The sequence below is a fragment of the Streptomyces sp. NPDC001348 genome (genome assembly GCF_053597535.1).
Genome location: NZ_JBSFIK010000039.1, coordinates 1 through 26322 on the forward strand (window position 1 = coordinate 1; position 26322 = coordinate 26322).

General features: G+C 72.1%; 24 protein-coding genes. 17 read left to right on the plus strand and 7 right to left on the minus strand.

The annotated features are described in order from the left end of the window. The first annotated feature begins 207 nt into the window (after positions 1-207). Positions 208-960: a nucleotidyltransferase domain-containing protein gene (locus tag ACWC21_RS31710; RefSeq protein WP_450886789.1), complete on the plus strand. Its 753-nt coding sequence runs from the start codon at positions 208-210 to the stop codon at positions 958-960. Here the strand turns inward: ACWC21_RS31710 and ACWC21_RS31715 are convergent. Further along, complete coding sequence (locus ACWC21_RS31715; RefSeq protein WP_450886791.1) at positions 886-1629, minus strand: nucleotidyltransferase domain-containing protein; 744 nt, start codon at positions 1627-1629, stop codon at positions 886-888. The genes ACWC21_RS31710 and ACWC21_RS31715 overlap by 75 nt on opposite strands. 22 nt (positions 1630-1651) lie before the next feature. Beyond that, positions 1652-2056, minus strand: coding sequence for a Rieske (2Fe-2S) protein (locus ACWC21_RS31720; RefSeq protein WP_450886792.1), 405 nt, complete (start codon positions 2054-2056; stop codon positions 1652-1654). Positions 2057-2273: 217 nt separating this feature from the next. On the opposite strand from ACWC21_RS31720, the gene aroH reads away from it, so the two are divergent. The 5 genes from aroH to der all read left to right on the plus strand — a co-directional run bounded on the left by aroH (position 2274) and on the right by der (position 6740). Beyond that, on the plus strand, positions 2274-2636 hold the full coding sequence (aroH, locus tag ACWC21_RS31725) for a chorismate mutase (protein WP_450886794.1): 363 nt from the start codon (positions 2274-2276) through the stop codon (positions 2634-2636). Next, positions 2633-3718 (plus strand): prephenate dehydrogenase, encoded by a 1086-nt coding sequence (locus tag ACWC21_RS31730; RefSeq protein ID WP_450886795.1) that lies wholly within the window; start codon positions 2633-2635, stop codon positions 3716-3718. Before aroH ends, ACWC21_RS31730 begins: the two co-directional genes overlap by 4 nt. A gap of 122 nt (positions 3719-3840) precedes the next feature. Beyond that, positions 3841-4527, plus strand: coding sequence for a (d)CMP kinase (gene cmk / locus ACWC21_RS31735; RefSeq protein ID WP_450886797.1), 687 nt, complete (start codon positions 3841-3843; stop codon positions 4525-4527). Further along, positions 4485-5192, plus strand: coding sequence for a lysophospholipid acyltransferase family protein (locus ACWC21_RS31740; RefSeq protein ID WP_450886799.1), 708 nt, complete (start codon positions 4485-4487; stop codon positions 5190-5192). The genes cmk and ACWC21_RS31740 overlap by 43 nt, the downstream gene beginning before the upstream one ends. A 66-nt stretch (positions 5193-5258) precedes the next feature. After that, positions 5259-6740, plus strand: coding sequence for a ribosome biogenesis GTPase Der (der, locus tag ACWC21_RS31745; protein ID WP_450886801.1), 1482 nt, complete (start codon positions 5259-5261; stop codon positions 6738-6740). Between the two features lie 54 nt (positions 6741-6794). Here der and ACWC21_RS31750 read toward each other — a convergent pair whose 3' ends face one another. Continuing rightward, positions 6795-7196 carry a hypothetical protein gene (locus ACWC21_RS31750; protein ID WP_450886803.1) on the minus strand — a complete coding sequence of 134 codons (402 nt, stop codon included), beginning with the start codon at positions 7194-7196 and terminating at the stop codon, positions 6795-6797. Positions 7197-7258: 62 nt separating this feature from the next. Then, positions 7259-8044 carry a hypothetical protein gene (locus ACWC21_RS31755; protein ID WP_450886805.1) on the minus strand — a complete coding sequence of 262 codons (786 nt, stop codon included), beginning with the start codon at positions 8042-8044 and terminating at the stop codon, positions 7259-7261. A gap of 538 nt (positions 8045-8582) precedes the next feature. Between ACWC21_RS31755 and ACWC21_RS31760 the strand changes: the two genes are divergently transcribed. The 3 genes from ACWC21_RS31760 to ACWC21_RS31770 all read left to right on the plus strand — a co-directional run bounded on the left by ACWC21_RS31760 (position 8583) and on the right by ACWC21_RS31770 (position 10808). Next, on the plus strand, positions 8583-9275 hold the full coding sequence (locus ACWC21_RS31760) for a LysM peptidoglycan-binding domain-containing protein (RefSeq protein WP_450886807.1): 693 nt from the start codon (positions 8583-8585) through the stop codon (positions 9273-9275). Positions 9276-9371: 96 nt separating this feature from the next. Continuing rightward, positions 9372-10367 carry a helix-turn-helix transcriptional regulator gene (locus ACWC21_RS31765; RefSeq protein WP_450886808.1) on the plus strand — a complete coding sequence of 332 codons (996 nt, stop codon included), beginning with the start codon at positions 9372-9374 and terminating at the stop codon, positions 10365-10367. A gap of 225 nt (positions 10368-10592) precedes the next feature. Then, a complete protein-coding gene (locus tag ACWC21_RS31770) occupies positions 10593-10808 on the plus strand; it encodes an I78 family peptidase inhibitor (RefSeq protein ID WP_389147513.1) in 216 nt (71 codons plus the stop codon). Positions 10809-10917: 109 nt separating this feature from the next. Here ACWC21_RS31770 and ACWC21_RS31775 read toward each other — a convergent pair whose 3' ends face one another. Beyond that, entirely contained in the window at positions 10918-11952 is a 1035-nt protein-coding gene (locus tag ACWC21_RS31775) for a phosphatase PAP2 family protein (protein ID WP_450886810.1), read from the minus strand. Positions 11953-12190: 238 nt separating this feature from the next. Next, the gene (locus ACWC21_RS31780; protein WP_450886812.1) at positions 12191-13435 is read right to left on the minus strand and encodes a mannosyltransferase family protein; all 1245 of its coding nucleotides are present in this window, start codon (positions 13433-13435) and stop codon (positions 12191-12193) included. 260 nt (positions 13436-13695) lie between these two features. Here ACWC21_RS31780 and ACWC21_RS31785 point away from each other — a divergent pair, with 260 nt between their 5' ends. Both ACWC21_RS31785 and ACWC21_RS31790 read left to right on the plus strand, forming a co-directional pair. Continuing rightward, positions 13696-15297 (plus strand): MFS transporter, encoded by a 1602-nt coding sequence (locus ACWC21_RS31785; RefSeq protein WP_450886814.1) that lies wholly within the window; start codon positions 13696-13698, stop codon positions 15295-15297. A gap of 230 nt (positions 15298-15527) precedes the next feature. Then, complete coding sequence (locus ACWC21_RS31790) at positions 15528-16712, plus strand: acyl-CoA dehydrogenase family protein (protein WP_450886816.1); 1185 nt, start codon at positions 15528-15530, stop codon at positions 16710-16712. A 37-nt stretch (positions 16713-16749) separates the two neighbouring features. On the opposite strand, the gene ACWC21_RS31795 is transcribed toward ACWC21_RS31790, so the two are convergent. Next, a complete protein-coding gene (locus ACWC21_RS31795) occupies positions 16750-17187 on the minus strand; it encodes a cell division protein SepF (RefSeq protein ID WP_450886817.1) in 438 nt (145 codons plus the stop codon). A 312-nt stretch (positions 17188-17499) separates the two neighbouring features. On the opposite strand from ACWC21_RS31795, the gene ACWC21_RS31800 reads away from it, so the two are divergent. From ACWC21_RS31800 to ACWC21_RS31825, 6 genes are all read left to right on the plus strand, one after another. Beyond that, a complete protein-coding gene (locus tag ACWC21_RS31800) occupies positions 17500-18660 on the plus strand; it encodes a DUF5685 family protein (RefSeq protein ID WP_450886819.1) in 1161 nt (386 codons plus the stop codon). A 69-nt stretch (positions 18661-18729) separates the two neighbouring features. Then, the gene (locus ACWC21_RS31805) at positions 18730-19134 is read left to right on the plus strand and encodes a hypothetical protein (protein WP_450886821.1); all 405 of its coding nucleotides are present in this window, start codon (positions 18730-18732) and stop codon (positions 19132-19134) included. Between the two features lie 240 nt (positions 19135-19374). Then, complete coding sequence (locus ACWC21_RS31810) at positions 19375-20274, plus strand: S1 family peptidase (RefSeq protein WP_450886823.1); 900 nt, start codon at positions 19375-19377, stop codon at positions 20272-20274. Between the two features lie 318 nt (positions 20275-20592). Further along, positions 20593-21672 carry a S1 family peptidase gene (locus tag ACWC21_RS31815; RefSeq protein WP_450886824.1) on the plus strand — a complete coding sequence of 360 codons (1080 nt, stop codon included), beginning with the start codon at positions 20593-20595 and terminating at the stop codon, positions 21670-21672. A 133-nt stretch (positions 21673-21805) separates the two neighbouring features. Then, complete coding sequence (locus tag ACWC21_RS31820) at positions 21806-25312, plus strand: DNA polymerase III subunit alpha (RefSeq protein ID WP_450886826.1); 3507 nt, start codon at positions 21806-21808, stop codon at positions 25310-25312. After that, the gene (locus tag ACWC21_RS31825; RefSeq protein WP_450886828.1) at positions 25309-26319 is read left to right on the plus strand and encodes a DNA polymerase Y family protein; all 1011 of its coding nucleotides are present in this window, start codon (positions 25309-25311) and stop codon (positions 26317-26319) included. The genes ACWC21_RS31820 and ACWC21_RS31825 overlap by 4 nt, the downstream gene beginning before the upstream one ends. The last annotated feature ends 3 nt before the right edge of the window (positions 26320-26322 follow it).

Consider the following 26322-nt stretch of genomic DNA (forward strand, 5'->3'; position numbering starts at 1 on the left):
ACCCGCGTACTGGATGTACTCGGGTGGTGCGACAACGCGGCGAGGTGCCGTGCCGGGCGTCGCGAGCCGGTGAACCTTTCCGGTCGCAGCACTAGGGAGGTGTGTGGGCCTCCGGGCCGGTCTCCCGGGCGCTGCCGGGAGACCGTGGAGCGCGTCGAGTACCGGGGCGGGCCGGTGGAGCCGGGAGCACTCTGGGACGCTTGGGCCATGATCGACGACCTCGACATGGACCTGACGCCCGTCATAGCCGAGCAGCCCGACCCCCTGCTGTTCGCCACGGTGTCCGGCGCGCACCTGTACGGCTTCCCCTCGCAGGACTCCGACCTGGACCTGCGCGGTGTGCATCTGCTGCCCGCCGCGGACCTGGTCGGGCTGCGGGAGCCGGAGGAGACCCGGTCCCGGACCTGGGTGCGGTACGGCGTCGAGTTGGACCTCGTCACCCACGATCTGCGCAAGTTCGTACGGCTGATGCTGCGCCGCAACGGCTATGTGCTGGAGCAGCTGCTGTCGCCCCTGGTCGTGCACACCACGGACGCCCACCGGGAGCTGACCGCGCTCGCGCCCGGTGTGCTGACCGGTCACCACGCCCACCACTACCGCGGGTTCGCGGCGACGCAGCGGCGGCTGTTCCAGAAGACCGGCGAACTCAAGCCGCTGCTGTACACCTTCCGGGTCCTGCTCACCGGCATCCATCTGATGCGCACCGGCGAGGTGCAGGCCCATCTGCCGACCCTGCTCGGCATCTGCCCGGACGCGCCCGCGTACCTGACCGACCTGATCGCGGCGAAGGCGGAGCGCGAGCACGGCAGCGCCGAAGTGGACCACGCGCGCGTGGCCGCCGACATCGAGAGACTGCACGTGGTGCTCGACGAGGCCCAGGCCGCCTCAGAGTTGCCCGACACCCCCACCGCGTACGACGCCCTGCACGACTTCGTGGTCCGCGTCCGCCTGGACGGCTGAGGCGCGGCGGGCGCGGACCAGGAAGTCCTCCACCCGGCGGCGGTCCGGCTCGGCCGGCAGCGGAGTGCGGTGCGCCCACGCGTCCGTCTGAGCGGCCAGACGGGCCATCCGGGCCTCGATCTCCGGCCAGGCCACCTCGCCCCGCTTCACCGCGAGCAGCTCCGCGCGCCGGTCGCCGACGTCGACGGTCAGCTCGCCGGTGCGCAGCAGGTCGAGCGCGCTCGTCAGCAGCCGCAGCAGATGCATCGCGTGCTTCCAGCGCGGGGCGCCGTGGGTGCGGACGTCGGCTTCGAGCTTGCCGCGCTGCCCCAGGGCGTAGCGGGTGAACGATGCGTGGACCCGGCGGGAGAGGAACGCCCGGCGCAGGGACAGCAGTTCGCGTCCGGTGACGTCGACGTGCTCCACCAGGGGCGAGTGCAGGCACTCCAGGACGTTCGGGTTCGCCCGCAACGCCAGCTCGCAGAAGCGTTCCAGCTCCCAGCTGAACCGCTCCTCGCCCGGGCCGTCCACATGCGTCGGCGGCTTGTCGAACCGCCAGAACAGGGGGGTGGGGGCGAGGAAGACGCCCCTGCGGTCGGTGTCGCTGCCCTCCGTGGCCAGACCGAAGGCGCGCGACCCCATCACGCAGGAGTAGATCGTGTGGTCGCGTACCAGGTCCTCGGGGTGCATGCCGGGGAGGGTACGCGGATCCTCACGCCGGCCGGATGGATTTTCCGTCCACCGTGATGCTCTTGGCGGGCAGCGGCGTGGTGGCCGGGCCGCGGACCACGGAACCGTCGGTGATCTCGAACTGGCTGCCGTGGCAGGGGCAGTCGATCTTGCCGTCCACCACCTGGTTCACCGTGCAGCCCTGGTGGGTGCAGATCGCGGAGAAGGCCTTGAACTCGCCCTTCGTCGGCTGCGTGACCACGATCTTCCGGTCCGTGAACACCTTGCCGCCGCCCACGGGGATGTCGCCGGTCGACATCGGCTCCTGACCGCTGGAGCCACCGCCCTCGTTGCCGCCGCCGGTGTCTCCGCCGCACCCCACGCATCCCGCGGCCAGTGCCCCCGCGCCCGTCGCCAGAACCGTGCGCCGCGTCGCGCCGTGCGTCATGTGATCACTCCGAACGTAGGGGAGAGAAGTCGGACATAGCGGCATCTTGGCATCGAACCTGTCCAGGGCGAAGCAATACGGCAACGGCCGTCACCGCGTCGGCTTCCCGTCGCGCCGGCTCCCCGTCTCAGCGGGCGGGCGCCGGACGCCGGGACCGCCCGGCCTGACTACGCTGGGCGGACGAGAAGCAGGACGCACGTCAGCGAGGAGCAGCGCCGTGGCGGTACGAGCGGTCCGGGGGGCCGTCCAGCTGGAGAAGGACGAGGCCGGGCACATGGACGAGCGGGTGGGCGCACTGCTCACCGCCATCCTGGAGCGGAACGAGCTGACCGCCGACGACCTGATCAGCATCTGGTTCACGGCCACGCCCGACCTGCACAGCGACTTCCCGGCGGCCGCGGCCCGGGAGCTCGGCATCGTCGACGTGCCGCTGATCTGCGCGCAGGAACTGGACGTCGAGGGCGCCATGCCGCGCGTGGTCCGCGTACTCGCGCACATCGAGTCGGACCGGCCCCGAGCCGACATCGCCCATGTCTACCTCGGCGGCGCCGCCGCCCTGCGCAAGGACATCGCCCAGTGAGGAGCGCACTCGTCATCGGCAGCGGGCTGATCGGCACGTCCGCCGCGCTCGCCCTGGCCCAGCGGGGCGTCGTCGTCCACCTCGCCGACCACGACCCCGAACAGGCCCGCACGGCCGCCGCGCTGGGCGCCGGCACCGACGAGACCCCCTCCGGTCCGGTCGACCTGGCGATCGTGGCCGCCCCGCCCGCGTACGTCGCCGGCGTCCTCGCCGACGCCATGCGCCGCGGCCTGGCCCGCGGGTACGTCGACGTGGCCAGCGTCAAGGGCGGCCCGCGCCGTGAACTGGAGGCCCTCGGCCTGGACCTGTCGGCGTACATCGGCACGCATCCCATGTCCGGGCGCGAGAAGTCCGGGCCGCTCGCCGCGACCGGCGACCTGTTCGAGGGCCGCCCCTGGGTGCTGACGCCCAACCGGGACACGGACACCGAGGTGCTGAACCTCGCCCTGGAGCTGGTCTCGCACTGCCGTGCGGTGCCGGTCGTGATGGACGCCGACGCGCACGACCGCGCGGTGGCCCTGGTGTCGCACATGCCCCACCTGGTCTCCAGCATGGTCGCGGCCCGTCTGGAGCACGCGGAGGAGGCGGCCGTACGGCTGTGCGGGCAGGGCATCCGGGACGTGACCCGGATCGCCGCCTCCGACCCCCGGATGTGGATCGACATCCTGTCCGCGAACCCCGGGCCGGTCGCCGACCTGCTCACCGACGTCGCGGCCGACCTCGAGGAGACGGTGCGGGCCCTGCGCGCCCTGCAGTCCTCGGACGAGGTCAAGCGGCGCGAGGGCACGGCGGAGATCGAGGACGTGCTGCGGCGCGGCAACGCGGGCCAGGTCCGGGTGCCCGGCAAGCACGGCTCCGCTCCGCGGGCCTATGAGACCGTGGCGGTGCTCATCGACGACCAGCCCGGCCAGCTGGCCCGCATCTTCGCGGACGCGGGACGGGCCGGGATCAACATCGAGGACGTGCGCATCGAGCACGCGACGGGGCAGCAGGCCGGTCTCGTGCAGCTCATCGTGGAGCCGAAGGCGGCCGGGCCGCTGGCCACCGCGCTGCGGGAGCGAGGCTGGGCCCTGCGGCAGTAGGGCAGGTGCGGGCCGGTGCCGGGAGACGGCCGTCCACTCGGGTCACCCGCACCCAGTAACCTTGTGCGGGGCGCCTCGCGCCCCGCCCACCCCCGCCAGCCGCACCAGGAAGGTGTCCCCCCGTGGAAAACGGCGCCGCCCAGCCCGTGATTGTCGCCATCGACGGCCCCGCCGGCACGGGCAAGTCGAGCACGTCGAAGGCCGTGGCCGCGCAGCTCGGTCTGAGCTACCTGGACACCGGTGCCCAGTACCGGGCGATCACCTGGTGGATGGTGAACAACGGCATAGACCTGGACGACCCGTCGGCGATCGCCGCCGTGGCGGGCAAGCCGGAGATCATCTCGGGCACCGACCCGGCCAACCCGACGATCTCGGTCGACGGCGTGGACGTGGCCGGCCCGATCCGCACCCAGGAGGTCTCGTCCAAGGTCAGCGCGGTCAGCGCGGTGCCCGAGGTGCGGGCCCGGATCACCGAGCTGCAGCGCTCGCTGGCCGCCTCCGCCGAGACCGGCATCGTCGTCGAGGGCCGGGACATCGGAACGACCGTGCTGCCGGACGCCGACCTGAAGATCTTCCTCACGGCCTCCCCGGAGGCCCGTGCGGCCCGCCGCAGCGGCGAGCTGAAGGGCTCGGACGTCCACGCCACCCGTGAGGCGCTGATCAAGCGGGACGCGGCCGACTCCAGCCGCAAGGCCTCCCCGCTCGCCAAGGCGGACGACGCGGTCGAGGTGGACACCACTGAACTCACCCTCGCCCAGGTCATCGAGTGCGTCGTCACCCTGGTCGAGGAGAAGCGGGCGGGGAAGTGACCCAGCCGTCCGTTCCCTCCCCGAAGGGCGCCGAGGTCGGGCGGCGTATCGGCGTCGGCCTGATGTACGGGCTGTGGAAGCCCCGTGTGCTCGGCGCCTGGCGGATGCCCGCGGCCGGCCCGGTCATCCTGGCCGTCAACCACTCCCACAACATCGACGGTCCGATGGTCATGGGGGTGGCACCCCGGCCGACGCACTTCCTGATCAAGAAGGAGGCGTTCGTCGGCCCGCTCGACCCCTTCCTGCTGGGCATCGGCCAGCTCAAGGTGGATCGCGAGACCGTCGACCGCACGGCCATCACGCAGGCGCTCGGCGTGCTGGAGAGCGGCGGAGTACTGGGCATCTTCCCGGAGGGAACCCGAGGCGAGGGCGACTTCGCCTCACTGCGCGCCGGGCTGGCGTACTTCGCGGTGCGCAGCGGGGCGCCGATCGTGCCGGTCGCGGTGCTGGGAAGCACTGAGCGGCGCGGACGGTTGGTAAAGGGGCTGCCCCCCTTGCGTTCCCGTGTCGACGTCGTCTTCGGTGACCCGTTCGAGGCTGGCGACGGCAGCGGGCGGCGCACGCGCAAGGCGCTGGACGAGGCGACCGAGCGCATCCAGAAGCAGCTCACCGCGCACCTGGAAAACGCCAGGCGGCTGACCGGCCGCCAGGCCACACTTGAGTAGTGGATCAGCCGGGAGGAACCGGGCGATCCACCGATCACCACGAATGAACGACGAGGTACGGACTTCATGAACGACCAGATCCAGCCCGACGGCTCGGCCGAGCACGAGTACGAGCACGGGGCGCTCGGCGACGCCGAGTACGCGGAGTTCATGGAGCTCGCCGCGGAGGAGGGCTTCGACCTCCAGGACGTCGAGGGCGCCATCGAGGCGGCCGGGCACGGTCCGCTGCCCGTCCTCGCCGTCGTCGGCCGTCCCAATGTCGGCAAGTCGACTCTGGTGAACCGGATCATCGGCCGCCGTGAGGCCGTCGTCGAGGACAAGCCGGGAGTCACCCGCGACCGGGTCACCTACGAGGCCGAGTGGTCGGGCCGGCGCTTCAAGGTCGTCGACACCGGCGGCTGGGAGCAGGACGTCCTCGGCATCGACGCCTCTGTCGCCGCCCAGGCCGAGTACGCGATCGAGGCGGCCGACGCGGTGGTGTTCGTCGTCGACGCCAAGGTGGGTGCGACCGACACCGATGAGGCGGTCGTCCGGCTGCTGCGCAAGGCCGGCAAGCCCGTGGTGCTGTGCGCCAACAAGGTCGACGGCCCGAGCGGCGAGGCCGACGCGGCCTACCTGTGGTCCCTCGGTCTCGGCGAGCCGCACCCCGTCTCCGCCCTGCACGGTCGCGGCACCGGCGACATGCTGGACGCCGTTCTGGAGGCGCTGCCCGAGGCGCCCGAGCAGACCTTCGGCGCCGCCGTGGGCGGCCCGCGCCGAATCGCGCTGATCGGCCGCCCGAACGTCGGCAAGTCCTCGCTGCTCAACAAGGTCGCGGGCGAGGAGCGCGTCGTCGTCAACGAACTCGCGGGCACCACCCGTGACCCGGTCGACGAGCTGATCGAACTCGGCGGCGTGACCTGGAAGTTCGTCGACACCGCAGGCATCCGCAAGCGCGTCCACCTCCAGCAGGGCGCCGACTACTACGCCTCCCTGCGCACCGCGGCCGCCGTCGAGAAGGCCGAGGTCGCGGTCATCCTGATCGACGCGTCCGAGAGCATCTCCGTGCAGGACCAGCGCATCGTCACCATGGCGGTCGAGGCGGGCCGCGCGGTGGTGCTCGCCTTCAACAAGTGGGACACGCTCGACGAGGAGCGCCGCTACTACCTCGAGCGGGAGATCGAGACCGAGCTCGGCCAGGTCGCCTGGGCGCCGCGGGTCAACGTCTCCGCGCGCACCGGCCGCCACATGGAGAAACTGGTCCCGGCGATCGAGACGGCCCTGGCCGGCTGGGAGACCCGGGTTCCGACCGGCCGGCTCAACGCCTTCCTCGGCGAGCTGGTCTCCGCCCACCCGCACCCGGTGCGGGGCGGCAAGCAGCCGCGCATCCTCTTCGGCACGCAGGCCGGCACCAAGCCGCCGCGGTTCGTGCTCTTCGCCTCGGGATTCATCGAGGCGGGCTACCGGCGCTTCATCGAGCGGCGGCTGCGCGAGGAGTTCGGCTTCGAGGGCACGCCGATCCATATCTCGGTGCGGGTGCGCGAGAAGCGCGGCGCGAAGAAGAAGTAGCAGCGGAGGCTGCCGCATCATGCCGGGAGGCGTGATGCGGCAGCCTCTCGTACGTCAGACTCCGCGGCGCGGGCCGGGCGGCAGCGCCGCCGGGACGTGGTGCATGCCGGTGTCGTGCTGCCGTCCGAGCGGCCCGATCCGGTACCAGGGGGACGGCGGCTGCTGCTGCCCGGAGACGTGGCGGGCGTTGTAGGCGCCCGTGCTGTACGGGCTGTACGAGGCGGAGCCGTACGCCCCGGCGCCGGGGCCGTGCGGGGTGTGTCCGAAGGCGGTGAAGCCGAAGTCCTCCTCACCGGTGCGGTCGCCCGGCAGGGTCCGGAAGGACCTGACCCACTCCGCGTAGAGCGAGTCGTAGATCGGCGTGGCCGATGGCCTGCCGGGCGCCTCCTGCCCCGACCGGGCGGCCGGAATGGGGGAGAAGGGCGGGCGGCGGGGAGGAACGTCGTATGCGTGCACGTATGTCCAAACGACCCTGAGCCCTCGGAGATGCGGCTGGGAGACGCTCCGTGCGCATGCGCTCAGGTCCCGGCGAGCGGCAGCGCGGCCGCGACCAGCTTCCCGTTGGCCGCCGCCTTGTCCAGCGCGTCCCGCAGCAGGTCCTCCCGGGGCTGGCGCCCGATCGAACCGACCGGTGCCGCGAACATCAGCACCTGCTGCAGCTTGTTGGCGGCGGCCCGCCATCCGTCCGTGACCTGCAACGGCTGGTGCGCCTGCCACCAGGCGACCGGTTGGCCGCCCGCGCCCGGCTGGAGCACCGCGTGCAGCTGGCCGACGGCCAGGAGCACCGACCACCCGTGCAGCACCGGTGGCACCGAGCCCAGTTCGGTGACCGGCATGAACCCCTGCTCGATGAGCAGCGGCAGGAAGTCGTCGCCGGTAGCGGTGGCGCCCGGGCGGACGATCGGCGCGGTCGGCTCCACCACGAGCGCCGGGTGCAACTCCCCGGCGATCAGCACGAGCCCGCTGGTCACCCCGAGCACGGCCTGCTCGGGCACCGCCTGCTCCGGCCGGCCGCCGGAGCCGTGTGCGTCGCCGCTGATGGAGCGGACGGCGCCCTGCAGTTGTTCCTCGGTGACCTGGACGACCTGTGAGGGCAGGCAGCCGGCGTGGGCGAAGGCGAGGACGGCGGTCTCCTCGCCGACGAACAGGACGGTGCTGGTGCGCTCCTGCTCGGAGTCGCCCGGGGTGCGGCAGGACGTGCAGTCGTAACTGCCCGGGGCGTTCTCTCCGGCGAGCAGCCGGTCGGCTTCTTCGTCGCCGATCTCGGCGCGTACGGCGTCGCTGACGTCGAGCATGCGCGGCACGGGTGGCTCCCTCGGGATGCGGTGCTGGGTCGGCCGGGTGGCTCCCGGCCCATGAGCCCCGGGGCTCCGGGCTCATGAAAAGGACAACGGGCGATCTGTGGCGGGAGTCACGCCCCGACGAGAACGGAATCGAACCAACCACCGCACACGGTCACACCGGGTGCGGAATGGCCTACTCCCCGTCAACTCGGCGGGTTGTCAAGGAACTTGATCCGGTGAAGTGGGTCACAGATCGCCCGCCTCGCTGGTCGACAAATCAGGAAATCGGCGAATGAAGTGGGTGACTCAAAATCGCCGATACTCGCGGTAACAGTGAACTGGCCTGCGACAACGAGGAGTTGGTTGATGCCGACCGGTCGGGATCCTTACATTCCTCCGCCGAGTGCAACTAGCACCGCTCGGGAACGTCCGCCGGCCGCGCCGAACAGGCACCACCACGGCATCGGCCACGGCGGACGGGGCGGAGTGCGTGAACCGCGTCCATGCGCGGGAACGTGCCCCGCTCGGGGGGACCCCGGGTCCGTGGAGAGGGAAATACATGTCCGAATGTGCCGATACCACCCGTAGCACCGCCCGCAAGGACAGCGCCCGCAAGGGCCGTACGACGGCGGCCATCGCCGGGGCGGCACTGCTCGCCCCGCTCGGACTGCTGGCGGCGACCGGCAACGCCGAAGCGGCGGACAACGGAGTGTGGGACCGCATCGCCCAGTGCGAGAGCGGTGGCAACTGGCACATCAACACCGGCAACGGCTACTACGGCGGACTCCAGTTCTCCGCCTCGACCTGGCGCGCGTACGGCGGCTCGGCCTACGCGCCCACCGCCGACCAGGCCTCCAGGGAGGCGCAGATCGCCGTCGCCACCAAGGTCCAGGGCGCCCAGGGCTGGGGCGCCTGGCCGGTCTGTTCGGCCCGGGCCGGAGCCTCCGGCGCCGCACCGGCGGCCGCCACCTCCGGTACCACGGCCGCCCCGAAGCCGGCGACCGAGCAGTCGGCCGTCACGAAGGCCGCCCCGTCGAGGTCGTGGGAGGCGCCGCAGCGTTCGACGAGCCACGGCAACCGCAGCTCGGCCCGCAGCGCGTCGCACGGGAACTACACCGTCCGCGAGGGTGACACGCTGAGCACGATCGCCGAGCGGCACGGCACCACCTGGCAGCGGATCTACACCGCCAACAAGGCCGTCATCGGCGGCGACCCCGATCTGATCGTGCCCGGTCAGCACCTCACGATCTGAGCCGCGGCGGTCTCGCCCAGCCACTGTCCCCATGAGCTCCTCACGAGCTCCCCATGAGGACAGTGGCTGTCCGCATCCGCTGGCAGACTCGGCTCCATGTTGGAGACCTCGGCACGCCTGCTGCGTCTGCTCTCACTGCTCCAGGCCCACCGCGAGTGGTCGGGCGCCGAACTGGCCGACCGGCTCGGCGTCACTCCGCGCACGGTCCGCCGGGACGTGGACCGGCTGCGCGAGCTGGGCTATCCCGTCAACGCCAGCCCCGGTACCGGCGGCGGCTACCAGCTGGGGGCGGGGGCCGAGCTGCCGCCGCTGCTCCTGGACGACGAAGAGGCGGTCGCCGTCGCGGTCGGACTGCGCACCGCCGCGGGGCAGGGCATCGAGGGCATCGGCGAGACCTCCGTACGGGCCCTCGCCAAGCTGGAGCAGGTGCTGCCGCACCGGCTGCGCCGCCGGGTGGGCGCCCTCAACGCCTTCACCGTGCCGATGCTGCGCGCACCGCTGCCCTCCGCCGTCGACCCGGCCGTCCTGACCGAGCTGGCCAACCTGTGCCGGGACGCGGAACGGCTGCGTTTCGAGTACCGCTCCCACGACGGTGCCATCGGCCGCCGCACCGTGGAGCCGCACCGCCTGGTGTGCACCGAACGCCGCTGGTACCTGGTGGCGTGGGACCTGGACCGTGCCGACTGGCGGACCTTCCGCGTCGACCGCATCACGCCGCGGCCGCCCCACGGACCCCGCTTCATCCCGCGCGAGCCGCCCGCCGAGGATCTCGCCGCCTATGTTTCCCAGGGGGTCTCCACGCGCGTGTACGCCTCGCACGCCGCCGTCCGGCTGCTCGCTCCCCTGGCGGAGGCGGCCGAGCGGATCTCTCCGTCCGCCGGGACGCTGGAGCCCGACGGGCCGGATGCCTGCGTCCTGCGCGCCGGTGCCGCGAATCTGGACGTGATGGTGGTGCACGTGATGATGCTCGGCTTCGACTTCGAGGTGCTGGAACCCGCCGGGCTCACCGAGGCGATCAGGACGGCCCGCGACCGGCTCTCGCGCGCTCTGGGAGAGGTTCCTCCGCACGGGGATCCTGTGCCGGATCGGTGAATTTCCTATGCTGTGTCAGCTTCTGCGGCAGAGCCCGGATTCCGAATGCGGCGGCGCTTTACGTCGGCCTATTCGACCGGTCGGACCGGCTGCGGGAATTACGTTCGAATACCCCGGTAAGCCGCTCGGAAACCCACGTACGTGTGACAAAGTCCGGCCGAAACGCGTGTCGTGGGCCTGTGACAGAAGTGTGACGGGGAAGGAACGCCCGGCTAGCGTGGCCGTATGGCACCGATTCCCACTCCGTCAGCGGAGCCCCAGGACAGTCCGGAAGGGTACGTCGGTCTCGACGCGACGCGAGCCGAGCGGCTCGCCCGGGAGAGGGGGTGGTCGACGGTGCGGTCGCTGCCGCCCGGCGCGATCATCACCATGGAGTACCGGTCGGGGCGGTTGAACTTCGAGGTGCGCGACGGCCGGGTGGCCCGCGCCTGGAAGGGCTGACCCCCTCCGGGAAGCACGAGGAAGGCCCCGGTTCCCGTCCACGGGAACCGGGGCCTTCGCCCTGCGGGGTCGGGTTGTGCGTACCGGACCCCCGCCGTGTCGGTGACGGTCAGCCGCCCGTCACGGGACGGGCCGCCGGGGACGCGCCGCGCGGGACACGCTCCGGGTGCGGCGGGCGGCGGCTGCCCGCCGGGGTGACCGGGGTGCGCTCCGAACGGGCGGCGTGGGGGCTCGGCGCCCGGTGCGCCGATGCCCTGGGCGTGTGGACCGAGGAGACCGGCTCGCGGGCCGGGGCCATCTCCTCGGCGGGGACGGCGCGCGGCTTGAGCACCACCGGGGTGACCGGAACCGGTGCGGGCGCGGTGCGGTCGCGGTGGTCGCGGCGACGGGCGCGCAGACGGTCGCGCAGGTCGAGCAGGGCGACCTCGGCGCGGGCGATCAGCGGCTCGCACCACGGCAGCGCGAGCAGGATCAGCAGCCCCGCGGCCCAGCCGAGCAGTACGTCGCTCAGCCAGTGCGTACCGAGATAGACGGTGGCCATCCCGACGCCGAGCGAGGTCACGGCCGACACCGCGGACAGCCAGCGGCGGGCCCTCGGGGTGGAGGCCAGATACGCCAGGATTCCCCACGTCACCACCGCGTTGGCGGTGTGGCCGCTGGGAAATATATCGCCGCCCAGTCCCATCTCGTTGGAGCCGATGACGGTCGCGTAGTGCGGTCCGAGACGGCCCATGCCGTACTTGGCGGCGCCGACCGTGATGTTCAGCAGCAGCAGCGAGGCGCCGAGGGTCACCAGCGGGCGGAGCGTGTGCTGCCGCCACGAGCGCCAGCCCAGCCAGGCCGCGACCATCACGGCGGTGGGGCCGCGCTGGCCGAGCACCACGTAGTAGTCGACGAACCAGTGGATGCCCGCCCACTGCTGGTACGGCCTGAAGAACATGACCTGCCAGTCGAGCCGGACCAGCCAGGAGGTGGTCACCACGGCCCACACGATCGCCAGATAGAAGGCCAGGGTCGCCGAGAACAGCACGACCCGGTGCCGGCTCATCCTCGGCACATCGATGTGGGTCGGCCGTTCCGGCTCCCGGTCCAGTCTGGCGAACACCCGGTCCAGACGACGGGTGAGGTTTCGTTCGGTACGCACCCAATCGACGTTACAGCGAGTGAGCTCTGAACCCGGTCGAATCAGCGGCTTTGTGATGACGATGTGATGTGGGAAACCTCTCAGGAGGGCGGTTAATTACGAGGATTCGACAATCCTCTACGGGTGTTGCTTGCAATTCCTTTGATCATGCCGGGTGTTGCTTATATGGCACTTATAAATTCGTTCACCGAGGGGTGGGATGGAATTCTCCGGGTGCTCATCGACCGGACCGGATCGATCAAGGAGGACCCGAACCGTTCAGCCAGAACGCTCCGTACACCGCCGCGACCACCGCCAACAACCCTGTGACCAGGGCCGATCGGGACGCGCGCAGCCGGGCGAGGGCCAGGGCCAGGGGCAGCAGCAGCGGGAAGGCCGGCAGCAGCAGGCGCGGTTTGGAGCCGAAGTAGCTCGACGCACACAGGGCGAGCGCGACGACGACACCCGTGTACACCAGGAGGGGAAGCGGCTGCCGCTGCCGTACGCCGATCACGTACAGCCAGATCACCAGGGCCACCCCGGTGATCAGTCCCACCCCGGCCAGGGCCGACGGGAATGACGTGAACTTGTCGGCCACGAAGTGTGCGAAGGCGTATCCGCCGTCGAAGCCGTTGCGCCAGCCGGCCTGCACGTCCAGATAGCCGAGCGGGCCCTTGCCGGTGCGGTGATCGACCCAGAGGACGTAGGCGGCGGCGCCGAGGGGGGCGAGGAGCATGCCGAGGGCGCGGGATACGACGGATGCGCCGGTGGTGGGTCGAGGGGCGCGCGGAATGGTGGGTGCGCCGTCCGTTGATTCGGGCGCACTCCCGGTGGCCCGTGCGCCGGGTGCGGTGATCGTGCTCCGGTCCCGCACGAAAGAGACCACGCAGGCCGTCCACACCGCCGCGACCACCGCCAGTCCCACCGGCCGCGTCAGTCCTGCCAGTGCGGCCAGCGCGCCCGCGACCATCCATCGGCCGGTCAGCGCGGCATACAGCGACCAGGCCGCGAGGGCGGTGAACAGCGACTCGCTGTACGCCATCGACTGCACGATCCCGACCGGCAGCGCCGCCCACAGCAGCACCGCGCAGATCCCTGCGCGCCGGCCGTACCCGTGGTCCGCCACCGCGAAGATCCCCCAGGCCGCCGCGAGCGAGGCGAGCAGGCTGACGACGAAGCCGGCGTCGGCGTACGACAGCGGCGTCAGCGCGTGCAGCAGTCGTTCCAGCCAGGGCAGCAGCGGGAAGAAGGCCAGGTTGGAGTGGACGTCGCCGTTCGGCAGGCGTACCTCGTAGCCGTATCCCAGCTCGGCGACCCTCGTGTACCAGAGCGCGTCCCAGCGGGCCGTCAGCAGCGTGTACGCGCTCTTGCCGCGGGCCGCGCTCCACACCACGAGGACGAGCAGGCCCAGGGTGCGCACGGCGGCGTACCCGAGGAGGGCCGGGGCCGCCCGGCGCAGGGCCGTGACGCGGGGTGGTGCCACGCGCGTTGCAAGATCGGTCACGGGCTCGATTATCGACCGGGCGCGGAACCGGAATCCCCACCGGGACGTGGTCAGGAGAAGGAGAAGTGGCGTACACCACACGTTTCCGTGAACGGGGTGAGAGCTCCGCCACGCCTCACCGGAACGAACTCGCGTACGCTGGCGAGTCACTCGCGTTCGTATGCGCGGGCCGGAGACCTCACCGCTCCTCCGGCCGAAGTCGCGGGGCGTCCCCACCCCCGCGAGCCCGCCGAACCGAGGGGATTCTTGGAGGTACGTACATGTCCGGGACGACCACGGCCGCGTCCGCGCCGCGCCGTCGGGCGGCCGGGGCCGGTGCCAACCGCTGGGTCGTCCTCGTCGTGCTCTGCGTCAGCCTGCTCCTGGTCGCCGTCGACGCGACCGTGCTGCACGTGGCGGTGCCCGCGGTCACCGAGGACCTGAGGCCGGGCGCCATCGCCCTGCTCTGGATCGTCGACGTCTACCCGCTCGTCTGCGCCTCGCTCCTGATCCTCTTCGGCACGCTCGGCGACCGCGTCGGCCGACGGCGGATCCTGCTGCTCGGCTACGCGCTGTTCGGCGTCGCCTCCGCCGTCGCGGCCTTCGCGCCGAGCGTGCAGATGCTGATCCTCGCCCGGGCGCTGCTCGGTGTCGGCGGCGCGATGATCATGCCGGCCACCCTGTCCATACTCCGCCAGGTCTTCCCCGACCGGCGGGAGCGGGCGCTGGCGATCGGCGTCTGGAGCGCGGTGGCCGCGGTGGGGGCGGCGGTGGGACCGCTGCTCGGCGGTTTCCTGCTCGAGCACTTCTGGTGGGGCTCGGTGTTCCTGGTGAACATCCCCCTGATGCTGGTCAGCCTGCCGGTCGGGCGGATCCTCCTGCCCGAGTCGACGGGCGGGCGGGACGGCCCCTGGGACGTGGTCGGCGCGCTGATGGCGGCGGCCGGGCTGTTCGGTGTCGTGCTGGGGGTGAAGCGGCTCGGGGGCCGGGAGCCGGTGGCCGACGTGTTCACGTTGGTACCGCTGGTGGCGGGCGCCGTCCTGCTGTTCCTCTTCGTCCGGCGTCAGAGACGGCGGCCGTACCCGCTGGTGGACCTGCGGATGTTCGCGCGGCCCGCGTTCAGCACGGCGGTGGGGTGCATCGTGCTGGCGATGCTCGCGCTGGTGGGGCTGGAGCTGATCGCGGCGCAGTACCTGCAGCTGGTGCTGGGGCTGTCGCCGCTCGGGACCGGGCTCAGGCTGCTGCCGCTGACCGTCGCGGCGATGGCCGCCGGGCTGGCGGGGGCGCGGATGCTGCGGCGGTTCGGGCCGCGCCGCATGGTGTGCTCCGGGTTCTGCCTCACGGCGGTGGCCGTGCTGGCGCTGACCGGGATGGGCGGGCGCGACGACGCCGGGCTGCTGCTGTTCGGCTTCGTGCTGCTGGGGCTCGGCCTCGAGACGACGCTGTTCGGGGCGTACGAGTCGATGCTCAGCGAGGCGCCCGCCGAGCAGGCGGGCGGCGCGGCGGCGATCGGGGAGACCTCGTACCAGCTGGGAGCGGGGATCGGGATCGCGCTGCTCGGCAGCGTGATGAACGCGGCGTACGCGCCCGGGCTGGCGTCCGTTCCCGGGGTGCCGGAGCCGGCGCGGGCCTCGGCGGGGCATTCGCTGGGGGAGGCGTACGAGGTTGCCGCGCAGCTGGGCGGGGGAGCGGGGGGTGCGCTGCGGAGGGCGGCCCGGGATTCGTTCGTGCACGGGCTGCATGTCACCTTGCTGGTGAGCGCGGGGTTGCTGGTGCTCGGGGCGGTGATGGCGTTGCGGCTGCCGCGGGTGATGCAGTGCGAGGAGGGTGCCGGGGAGGTGCCCGCGCCCCGCGAGCCGGAGAGGTCCCGCGTCTCCGCCTGACGCCGGGCTCTCCCACCCACGCACCACCCGTGCGGGTCGGGAGAGAGGCCGGGCTCGCCCGCGGGGGTGCTCCGCCGTTGGCGACTGACGGTGCGCGGGTGTCCGACATCGCACCCGCAGGAAGCCGCCGACGGCGAGCAACCCCCACAGTGTGGGCTGGACGGGACCGGCGGTGCGTCGTAACGTCGGGGCCAAAGCTGACTAGCGGTGCTAGTTTTACCGGAGGGTCCATGTCCTCGAAGTTGCCCCCGTTCGACCCGGCCGACCCGCTCGGCATCGACGATCTGCTGGACCCCGAGGATCTGGCCGTCCGCCGGACCGTGCGGGCCTGGGCCGCCGACCGTGTGCTGCCGTACGTCGCCGAATGGTACGAGCGGGGCGAGCTGCCCGGTATCCGCGAGCTGGCCCGGGAGCTCGGCGGCATCGGGGCACTCGGCATGTCGCTCACCGGGTACGGGTGTGCCGGGGCGAGCGCCGTGCAGTACGGGCTGGCGTGCCTGGAGCTCGAGGCCGCCGACTCCGGAATCCGTTCCCTGGTCTCCGTGCAGGGGTCGCTCGCCATGTACGCCGTCCACCGCTTCGGCAGCGAGGAGCAGAAGCAGCAGTGGCTGCCCGGCATGGCCGCCGGCGAGGTGATCGGCTGCTTCGGGCTCACCGAGCCCGACCACGGCTCCGACCCCGCGTCCATGCGGACGTACGCCAAGCGGGACGGCGGGGACTGGCTGCTGAACGGCCGGAAGATGTGGATCACCAACGGCTCCGTGGCCGGAGTGGCCGTGGTGTGGGCGCGGACGGACGAGGGGATCCGCGGCTTCGTGGTGCCCACCGACGCCCCGGGTTTCTCGGCGCCCGAGATCAAGCACAAGTGGTCCCTGCGCGCCTCCGTCACCAGCGAGCTCGTCCTCGACGACGTACGCCTGCCGGCCGACGCCGTACTGCCGGAGGTCGTCGGTCTCAAGGGCCCGCTCAGCTGTCTCTCCCACGCCCGCTACGGCATCGTATGGGGGGCGATGGGCGCGGCGCGGTCCTGTTTCGAGGCCGCCGTCGACTACGCGAAGTCACGGGAGCAGTTCGGGCGGCCCATCGGGGGCTTCCAGCTCACCCAGGCCAAACTCGCCGACATGGCGGTCGAACTGCACAAGGGGATCCTGCTCGCCCACCATCTGGGGCGGCGCATGGACGCCGGCCGCCTGCGTCCCGAGCAGGTCAGCTTCGGCAAGCTCAACAACGTCCGCGAGGCCATCGACATCTGCCGTACGGCGCGGACCGTCCTCGGTGCCAACGGGATCTCCCTCGAATACCCCGTGATGCGGCACGCGACCAACCTCGAGTCGGTGCTCACCTACGAGGGCACCGTCGAGATGCACCAGCTGGTGCTGGGCAAGGCGCTCACCGGGCTCGACGCCTTCCGCTGATCCCGGGAGCGGGGCAGGGCCGGGGGACGGCCCTGCCTCAGCTCTGGTTGAAGAAGCCGTCCGAGCGGTGGGTCCCGGCCTCGCCGCTGATGATCTCGGTGTCGGCCGGCGTCAGCAGGAACACCCGGTTGGACACCCGGTCGATCGAGCCGCGCAGACCGAAGATGAGCCCGGCCGCGAAGTCGACCACGCGCTTGGCGTCGGCGGGCTCCATGGCCGTGAGGTTCATGATCACCGGGACCCCCTCCCGGAACAGCTCGCCGATGGCGCGCGCGTCCCGGAAGCTGTCCGGCGTGACCGTGCCGATCCGGCGGCCTCTCTCCTCGGCGACGTCCGTCGCCACCTTGACCCGCGGGTCGGTGACCCAGGCACTGCCGGGCTCGGTCCCCTCGGTGTAGTCGTCGTCGTAGTAACGCTCGTCATCGTTGTCGTCGACGAGGCCGAGCCACGCACTCGCCTTGCGTACCGATCCCATGGACGCCTCCTCTCACAGCGGTCCTTCTTGCTTTCCGCATCCCTATGGTCATCCATGATGCGGACGGCGCGCCAAGTGGATAGACGCCGCGCGGGGGGTTTGTGACGGTACTGGTGCACAGCAGATCCGTCGAGAGCCCGTGTGCCCCAAGGGTCGTGGTCTACACGGCTGCTGACTGAGAGTGAAATATGATTGTCGTCGGCGTATGGGTGACGTGTGGTGCATATGGGTGAGCCCGGCGGCTGCTACAAACCTACCGTCGGCCGATACGATGCCGCAGCTCAACGTCGCATCACGCCACGGGGGATCGTTGTGTTCGGAATCGTCAGGCCGTGCAGTCACCGGCTCGGTGAGGGCCTCAAGGCCCAGTGGATGGCCCATTTGTGCGGGCTGTGCCTCGCATTGCGCGGTGACCACGGGCAATTCGCGCGAATAGTGACGAATTATGACGGCTTGTTGATATCGGTTTTGACGGAGGCCCAGACCCGGCAGGACGGCAGCCTGCGGCGTACGGCCGGGCCGTGTCCGTTGCGCGGGATGCGCACCGCCTCCGTGGCACAGGGGGAGGGGGCGCGGCTCGCGGCAGCGGTCTCGCTGGTGCTGGCCTCGGCCAAGGTGCGCGACCATGTCGCGGACGGTGACGGGCTGCTCGCCCGGCGGCCGGTCGCGCTCGCCGCGCGCCGGGTCGCCGTCAACTGGGGGCGTGCGGGCGCCCGTACCGGCGTGGACATCGGCTTCGACACCGCCGTACTCGTCGACGCCGTCGACCGGCAGCTCGGCCTCGAGGCCCTCGCGGGTCCGGGCACGCCGATCCTGACGGTCACCGAGCCGACCGAGACGGCGACCGCCGCCGCCTTCGCCCACACCGCCGTCCTGGCCGGGCGGCCGGGGAACGCCGAGCCGCTCGCCGAGGCCGGACGGCTCTTCGGCCGGCTGGCCCACCTCCTGGACGCCGTGGAGGACCGCGCGTCCGACGAAGCGTCCGGCGCCTGGAACCCGCTCACCGCGACCGGCACCTCCCTCGACGAGGCCCGCCGGCTCGCCGACGACGCGCTGCACGGCATCCGGCTCGCCCTGCGCGAGGCCGAGTTCGACGACGGCAAGCTGGCACACCTGCTGCTCGTGCACGAACTGCGCCGCTCGGTGGACCGGGCGTTCGGCGCCCGGTCCTGCGGGCACGCGCCCGAGGCCTCCTTCGGCCCGCCCCCGGGGCAGCACGCGCCCCGGACGCCGGGAAACCCCTTCGGCGGTGAGCCGCCGCGCCCGGAGAAGCGGGGTTTCTGGGCGGGGTGCGCCGCCGCCATCGGGCTGTGCTGCACCTGCAAGGTCTGCTGCGCCGACGAGTACGAGGCGCCCTGGTCGCGGAAGAAGCGCGAGGGCTGCTGCAGCGACTGCGACTGCTGCGACTGCTGCGACGCCTGCCAGTGCTGCGAGGTGTGCGAATGCTGCTCCTGCTGCGACTGCGGACTGTGACGTCCTGACCCGGTATGGAATGGATGAACCCGTATGGAATTGTTGATCAGCTTATGGAAGGTTGATCACATGACGACGGACCCATCCTCCGGCTGGAGGCGGTGGCACGAGGACCGCGTGGAGACGGTGTCCGCGCCCTGCGGGCCGCTCGCGCCGACCGGCACCCACTGGATCGAGGACTATCCGGAGGGGCGACTTCCGGACATCCTCGGTACCTGGGCCGTGGACCGAGACGGAGTGGTGCTCACCGCCGCGGCGGCCGACGGCCTGGCCCTGGACGCCCGTCCCTTCTTCGGCGGGACGCGCCTGGCCGCCGACGCCACCCCGTACGACCCGCGCCGGTCGGTGCCGGGGCGCTGCGCACCGTACGAAGGGACGCGCACCGTCCGGGTCGGGGCCGCGGGCGGGGCCGAGCGCGGGCTGTGTGCGGTGTTCGCCGACCACTTCATATGCCCCGAGCACAGACTTCGCTGAACCCACCGGCTCGCGAGCGCCCCTGACAGGGTGCCAAAGCGCACGAATCACATCGAGAACGCACACACTCGCACGACCGAAAGGCCCTCTTGCGCCTACCGGCCGTTCGCTCGAATACTCCCCCACAGCGCTTGTCAGGGGCACGGCGTGTCCGGAATCCGCACGTTGACACCCTCTGGCTGCGCCTCACGGGCCCCGACCCCACGCGGGCCCCCGACTTCCCCTGGGAGGGAACGAAACGTGAGGATCAAGCGCAACATCCCCCGCAGCCCCATCGCGAGACGGACCCGGCTGACCGCCGTGGCCGGCGCACTGGTGGCCGCAGCCGCGTTCGCCGTCCCCACCGCGAACGCGAGTGACGCCCAGACCTTCAGCTCCGCCCAGCTCAGCACGGTGAGCAGTGCCGTGCTCAAGGCGGACGTCCCCGGCACGGCCTGGGCGGTCGACAGCAGGACCAACCGGGTCGTCGTCACCGTCGACAGCACGGTGTCGCCGGCCGAGATCGCCAGGATCAAGCGGCAGGCGGGCGCCGACTCCGGTGCCATCAGCGTCAGGCACACCCCCGGCAGGTTCAAGAAGCTGATCAGCGGCGGCGACGCCATCTACGGCGGCTCCTACCGCTGTTCGCTCGGTTTCAACGTGCACAAGGGGAGCACCTACTACTTCCTGACCGCCGGGCACTGCGGTCAGGTCGCCTCCACCTGGTACAGCAACTCCAGCCACAGCACGGTGCTGGGCACGAACGTGAGCTACAGCTTCCCGGGCAACGACTACGCGCTGGTCCGCTACACCAACTCCTCGATCGCGCACCCGAGCGCGGTCGGCAGCCAGACCATCTCCAGCGCGGCCACCCCGTCCGTGGGTACCACCGTGTACCGCAGGGGCTCCACCACCGGAACCCACAGCGGCCGGGTCACCGCGCTGAACGCCACGGTGAACTACGGCAGCGGTGATGTCGTCTCCGGTCTGATCCAGACCACGGTGTGCGCCGAGGGCGGTGACAGCGGTGGCCCGCTGTACGGCGGCTCGGTCGCCTACGGTCTGACCTCCGGTGGCAGCGGTGACTGCTCCTCCGGCGGTACGACCTTCTTCCAGCCGGTCACCGAGGCGCTGAGCGCGTACGGCGTGAGCGTCGGCTGACGATCTCTCCGGACCGGACCGGACCGGGCCGAGCCCCCGCGCGCGAAGCCGCGTGCGGGGGCTCTCCGTTGCCCTGTGAGTGGTTGCCCTGCGAGTGCCCCGCAGGGCGGAGAATGCGCATGGTGTTCGCACTGCGAATTTCCTCGAGTGACCGCGGAGGGTCGAACGCGGAGGGGCGTGCGGCGCCTCGGTGTGCGCTTCCCGAAGTCGACCTTGTGTGCTCCCTGTGCGGCTCGGAAGAGTGAGCGCCCGTGAACCGGCCTTCCGGTTCGCGTGTTCCCCACGGCTCCCGGGCCGCCCCCCACAGGAGGACGTGAGTTGAAGCATCGACGCACAGCCGCGCGGCGGGCAGCCGTGGCAGGCGCGGGTGTCGCCGCACTGTTCGCCTCCGGAGTCACGTTCCAGAGTGCGAACGCCGACGAGCCCGCGAGGACCGCGGCGCCGCAGCCCCTCTCGGCTCCGGCGGCCGGGAGACTCGCCACCACGCTCGTGGACCGCCTCGGCACCGATGCGGCGGGCACGTACTACGACGCGAGGGCGAGGAGCCTCGTCGTGAACGTGCTCGACGAGAGCGCCGCGAGGTCCGTCGAGGCGGCCGGGGCCAAGGCGAGAATCGTCGCCAACTCCCTCGCCGAACTCGACCGCGCCCGGGCGGTCCTGCGGCGGGACGCCACCATCCCCGGCACCTCGTGGGCCACCGACCCGGTCGGCGACAAGGTCGTCGTCACGGCCGACGGGACGGTCTCCGGGGCGGAGTGGGCCAGGCTCACCAAGGTGGTCGACGGACTCGGCGGCACGGCCGAGATCAAGCGCGGCGCGGGGAGGTTCACGCCCTTCCTCGCGGGTGGGGACGCGATCACCGGCCCGGGCGGGCGCTGCTCGCTCGGCTTCAACGTGGTCAAGGCCGGCCGGCCGTACTTCCTGACCGCCGGGCACTGCACCGAGGCCGTGTCCGGTTGGTCGGATGCCTCCGGAAACATGATCGGGAGGAGCGAGCGGTCCAGCTTCCCGGGCAACGACTACGGTCTGGTCCGGTACACCTCGGGCACCGGCCACCCGAGCGAGGTCGACCTCCACGACGGCTCCGCACAGCGGATCACCGGCACGGCCGAGGCCACCGTCGGCATGAAGGTCACCCGCAGCGGCTCGACCACCCGGGTGCACTCCGGCACGGTCACCGGTCTGAACGCCACCGTGAACTACGCGGAGGGCACGGTCGGCGGCCTGATCCAGACCGATCTGTGCGCCGAGCCCGGCGACAGCGGCGGCCCGCTCTTCTCGGGCGGCAATGCGATCGGTCTGACCTCCGGCGGCGACGGTGACTGCGCCTCGGGCGGTGAGACGTTCTTCCAGCCGGTCACGGAGGCTCTGTCGGCGACGGGCGCCAGGATCGGCTGACCGCCGCGTTTGCGCAGGTGGACGGGCCCGGATACATGTCGCACGCCTGTTCGGGGATGGGGGTATGGTGGGGGGAGGAGTAGGGAACTGATGTTCGAGAGTCGTTCGGGACTCACGAGAGCGGGAGGTGCGTGTGCCGGGTTTCACGCATCTGCACACCAGCTCCGGGTTCTCCCTGCGCTACGGCGCCTCGCACCCCGAGCGGCTGGCCGAGCGTGCCTCCGAGCGGGGCATGGACGCCCTCGCCCTCACCGACCGCGACACCCTCGCCGGTGCGGTCCGCTTCGCCAAGGCCTGTGCCGGGTCCGGCGTCCGTCCGCTGTTCGGGGTGGAGCTGGCGGTGGGGGGACCGGAGGGGCGGGGTGAAGCCGCCCGCCGGGACGCGGCCGTCTCGACGGAGCGGCGGCGTACCCCCGTCCGCGGCGGTGCGTTCATCGACGAGTCGACACCCCGCGTGACCTTCCTCGCCCGGGACGGGGCCCGCGGCTGGGCCGGCCTGTGCCGGCTGGTCACCGCCGCCCACTCCCCCAAGCTCACGGCTTCGCTCGCGCAGGGGGGACCCCCGGCCGAGGGCGTCCCGCTGCTGCCCTGGCCCGACAACCACGGCGACGGCCTGACCGTCCTGCTCGGGCCCGCCTCCGACGTCGGCCGCGCACTCGCCGCGGGCCGCCCCGACCGGGCCGCGAAGCTCCTCGTGCCCTGGCGCGAGGTCCACGGCGACGCCCTGCGCCTGGAGGCCGTCTGGCACGGCCGCAAGGGCACCGGCCCCGGCTCCCTGCGGCTGGCCGCCCGCACCGTCGGCTTCGCCGCCGAGCAGGGGATCCGGCCGGTGCTCAGCAACGCCGTCCGGTACGCCGACCCCGGCCTCGGTCCGGTCGCCGACGTCCTGGACGCCGCCCGCCGCCTGGTCCCCGTCGACCCCGCCAAGGAGCTGGACTCCGGTGAGGCCTGGCTGAAGGACGCGGAGGCGATGCTGCGGGTGGCCGAACGGGTCGTGGAGGCCGCGGGCTACCGGCGCGACACCGCCCACCGCCTGCTGGAGCAGACCCGGGCGACGGCCGCGGAGTGCCTGGTCGACCCCGAGGACGACCTCGGCATCGGCACCGTCCACTTCCCCGAGGCGCACCTGGTCGGCGCCGGCCGGCGCACCGCCCAGCGGACGCTGGCCTCCCGGGCGGTGGCCGGGATGGTGCTGCGCGGCCACTCCGGCGACCGCGCCTACTGGGAGCGGATGCACCGGGAGCTGGACATCATCGCCCACCACGGCTTCGCCTCGTACTTCCTGACCGTCGCCCAAGTGGTCGACGACGTAAGGGAGATGGGCATCCGGGTGGCTGCCCGGGGCTCCGGCGCGGGCAGCCTCGTGAACCACCTGCTCGGCATCGCGCACGCCGACCCGATCGAGCACGGGCTGCTGATGGAGCGGTTCCTGTCGAGGGAGCGGGTCGTGCTGCCCGACATCGACATCGACGTGGAGTCCGCGCGCCGTCTGGAGGTCTACCGGGCGATCATCGACCGGTTCGGCACCGAGCGGGTCGCGACGGTCGCGATGCCGGAGACGTACCGGGTCCGCCACGCGATCCGTGACGTGGGCGCGGCCCTTTCCATGGACCCCGCCGAGATCGACCGCGTCGCCAAGTCCTTCCCGCACATCCGGGCGCGCGACGCCCGCGCGGCTCTGGAGGAACTGCCCGAGCTGAAGGAACTCGCGGGGGAGAAGGAGCGGTACGGGAGGCTGTGGGAGCTGGTCGAGGCCCTCGACGCCCTCCCGCGCGGAGTCGCCATGCACCCCTGCGGAGTGCTCCTCTCCGACGCCTCCCTCCTGGCCCGTACGCCGGTCGTGCCGACCAGCGGAGAGGGGTTCCCCATGTCGCAGTTCGACAAGGACGACGTGGAGGATCTCGGCCTGCTCAAGCTGGACGTGCTGGGCGTGCGGATGCAGTCGGCGATGGCGCACGCGGTCGCGGAGGTGAAGCGGGCGACGGGTGCCGAGGTGGACCTGGACGGTCTGGCGCCCGGCGACCCGGCGACGTACCGGCTGATCCGGTCCACCGAGACGCTCGGCTGCTTCCAGATCGAGTCGCCGGGGCAGCGGGACCTGGTGGGGCGCCTGCAGCCGGCCACTTTCCACGATCTCGTCGTCGACATCTCCCTCTTCCGGCCCGGCCCGGTCGCCGCCGACATGGTGCGGCCGTTCATCGAGGCCCGGCACGGGCGGGCGCCGGTCCGGTATCCGCATCCGGATCTGGAGGGGCCGCTGAAGGAGACGTACGGCGTCGTCGTCTTCCACGAGCAGATCATCGACATCGTCGACATCATGACCGGCTGCGGGCGCGGTGAGGCGGACCGGGTGCGGCGCGGGCTGTCGGACCCGGAGTCGCAGGGGCGGATCAGGTTCTGGTTCGCGCAGCACGCGGCGGCGAACGGCTATGACGCGGAAACGATTCAGCGGACCTGGGAGATCATCGAGGCCTTCGGCTCCTACGGCTTCTGCAAGGCGCACGCGGTCGCCTTCGCCGTGCCGACGTACCAGTCCGCGTGGCTGAAGGCGCACCACCCGGCCGCCTTCTATGCGGGGTTGCTCACGCATGATCCCGGGATGTACCCCAAACGGCTGCTGCTCGCCGACGCGCGGCGGCGCGGGGTCCCGGTGCTGCCGTTGGATGTGAACGTGTCGGGGGTCGCGCACAGGATCGAACTGGTGTCTGAATCTGACCTGGTGTCCGCATCTGATGGAGTGTGGGGGCTGCGGCTCGCCCTTTCCGATGTGCACGGCATCAGCGAGGCCGAGGCGAAGCGGATCGCCGACGGGCAGCCGTACGCCTCGCTGCTGGACTTCTGGGAGCGGGCCCGGCCCAGTCGGCCGCTCGCTGGGCGGCTGGCCCAGGTCGGCGCGCTGGACGCCTTCGGCGCCAACCGCCGCGACCTGCAACTGCACCTGTCCGAGCTGCACCGGGGCGCCCGGGGTGCGGGCGGCGGACAGCTCCCCCTGGCCGGCGGACGCCGGACCGCCCCGGCCGGGCTGCCCGACCTCACCTCCCAGGAGCGGCTCAGCGCCGAGCTGGGCGTGCTGTCCATGGACGCCTCACGCAACCTGATGGACGACCACCGGGAGTTCCTCGACGAACTCGGCGTGATGTCCGCACGCCGGCTGCGCGCGGCCCGGCACGGCGAGACGGTCCTGGTCGCGGGCGCCAAGGCGGCCACCCAGACCCCGCCGATCCGGTCCGGCAAGCGGGTCGTCTTCACCACGCTGGACGACGGCACGGGCCTGGTCGACCTGGCCTTCTTCGACGACTCCCACGACGCCTGCGCGCACACCGTCTTCCACTCCTGGCTGCTGCTGGTGCGCGGGGTGGTGCAGCGGCGCGGCCCGCGCAGCCTCAGTGTGGTGGGCTCCGCGGCCTGGAACCTCGCCGAGCTGGTCGAACTGCGCGCCGAGGGCGGCCTCGACGAGGTGGCGGCACGGCTGGCGGAGCCCGTGCCGCACGGCAGCCCGAACGGCGGCCCGGGGGCCGGCCGGACGATCCGCATGCCCACGGGGTACGAGATGCACCCCTGGGCCGATCTGCGTCCCGCGGGCGAGGGCCCGGCGGGTGGGAAGAAGTTGTGGCACCAGAGTCCGGGGAGTGCGGGATGACCATTCTCTGCGTACGTTTCCAGCTGCCGCCGACGCACGAGGCGGCCCTGACCGGGTTGCTCGGGCTGCTGCAGGAGTTCACCCCGGTCGTCGAGGCGCTGCCCCCGGACGGGGCACTGGCCGATCTGCGGGGCGCGGAACGCTACTTCGGGCGCAGCGCGGCCGAACTGGCGGTGGTGATCCGGGTCCGCGCCCTCGCGCTGCACGGCGTCGACTGCGCGATCGGCGCGGGGCCGGGCCCGCTGCTGGCCCGCATGGCGCTGCGCGAGGCGCGGCCCGGGACGACCCGCGCCGTACCCGAGGACCCCGACGCCGTCAGGGAGTTCCTCGCCGACCGTCCCGTGGCCGCGCTCCCGGGCGTGGGCACCGCCACCGCCCGCACCCTGTGCGACTACGGACTCGACACCCTGGGCCGGGTCGCCGCGGCCCCCCTGTCCACGCTCCAGCGCCTGGTGGGCGCGAGGACGGGCCGCGAGCTGCACGAGAAGGCGAACGGCATCGACCGCGGCCGGGTGGTTCCGAACGCCGTCTCGCGCTCTGTCGCCGCCGAACGCCCCTTCGGCCTCGACGAACTGGACCCGGACCGCCACCGCAGGGCACTGCTGTCCGCCGCCGAGGAACTGGGCGCCAAGCTGCGCGCCCTGGAGAAGGTCTGCCGCACCCTGACCCTCACCGTGCGCTACGCCGACCTCCCCCACTCTCGAACAGGCTCGAGCGGGGGGACCCCCAGTTCGACGACCCGCAGCCGCACCCTGCAGGAGCCGACCGCGCACTCCGCGGCGCTGACCAGGACGGCGTACGGCATGTACGAGGCCCTCGGCCTCCAGCGCGCCCGGGTCCGCGCCCTCGCCCTGCGCGCCGAGGGACTCACCCCCGCCGACCAGGCCTCCCACCAGCTCACCTTCGACCCCGTGGACGAGAAGGCCCGCCGCATCGAGGAGGTCGCGGACCGCGCGCGGGCCAAGTTCGGACCGCGCGCGGTGATGCCGGGGCGGCTGGCCGCGTAGGCC

Bases quoted from the DNA above. Each gene is read 5' to 3' on its own strand.
- ACWC21_RS31710 (WP_450886789.1), top strand. From the start codon at position 208: ATGATCGACGACCTCGACATGGACCTGACGCCCGTCATAGCCGAGCAG.
- ACWC21_RS31715 (WP_450886791.1), bottom strand. From the start codon at position 1,629: ATGCACCCCGAGGACCTGGTACGCGACCACACGATCTACTCCTGCGTG.
- ACWC21_RS31720 (WP_450886792.1), bottom strand. From the start codon at position 2,056: ATGACGCACGGCGCGACGCGGCGCACGGTTCTGGCGACGGGCGCGGGG.
- der (WP_450886801.1), top strand. From the start codon at position 5,259: ATGAACGACCAGATCCAGCCCGACGGCTCGGCCGAGCACGAGTACGAG.
- ACWC21_RS31760 (WP_450886807.1), top strand. From the start codon at position 8,583: ATGTCCGAATGTGCCGATACCACCCGTAGCACCGCCCGCAAGGACAGC.
- ACWC21_RS31765 (WP_450886808.1), top strand. From the start codon at position 9,372: ATGTTGGAGACCTCGGCACGCCTGCTGCGTCTGCTCTCACTGCTCCAG.
- ACWC21_RS31770 (WP_389147513.1), top strand. From the start codon at position 10,593: ATGGCACCGATTCCCACTCCGTCAGCGGAGCCCCAGGACAGTCCGGAA.
- ACWC21_RS31785 (WP_450886814.1), top strand. From the start codon at position 13,696: ATGTCCGGGACGACCACGGCCGCGTCCGCGCCGCGCCGTCGGGCGGCC.
- ACWC21_RS31790 (WP_450886816.1), top strand. From the start codon at position 15,528: ATGTCCTCGAAGTTGCCCCCGTTCGACCCGGCCGACCCGCTCGGCATC.
- ACWC21_RS31795 (WP_450886817.1), bottom strand. From the start codon at position 17,187: ATGGGATCGGTACGCAAGGCGAGTGCGTGGCTCGGCCTCGTCGACGAC.
- ACWC21_RS31805 (WP_450886821.1), top strand. From the start codon at position 18,730: ATGACGACGGACCCATCCTCCGGCTGGAGGCGGTGGCACGAGGACCGC.
- ACWC21_RS31825 (WP_450886828.1), top strand. From the start codon at position 25,309: ATGACCATTCTCTGCGTACGTTTCCAGCTGCCGCCGACGCACGAGGCG.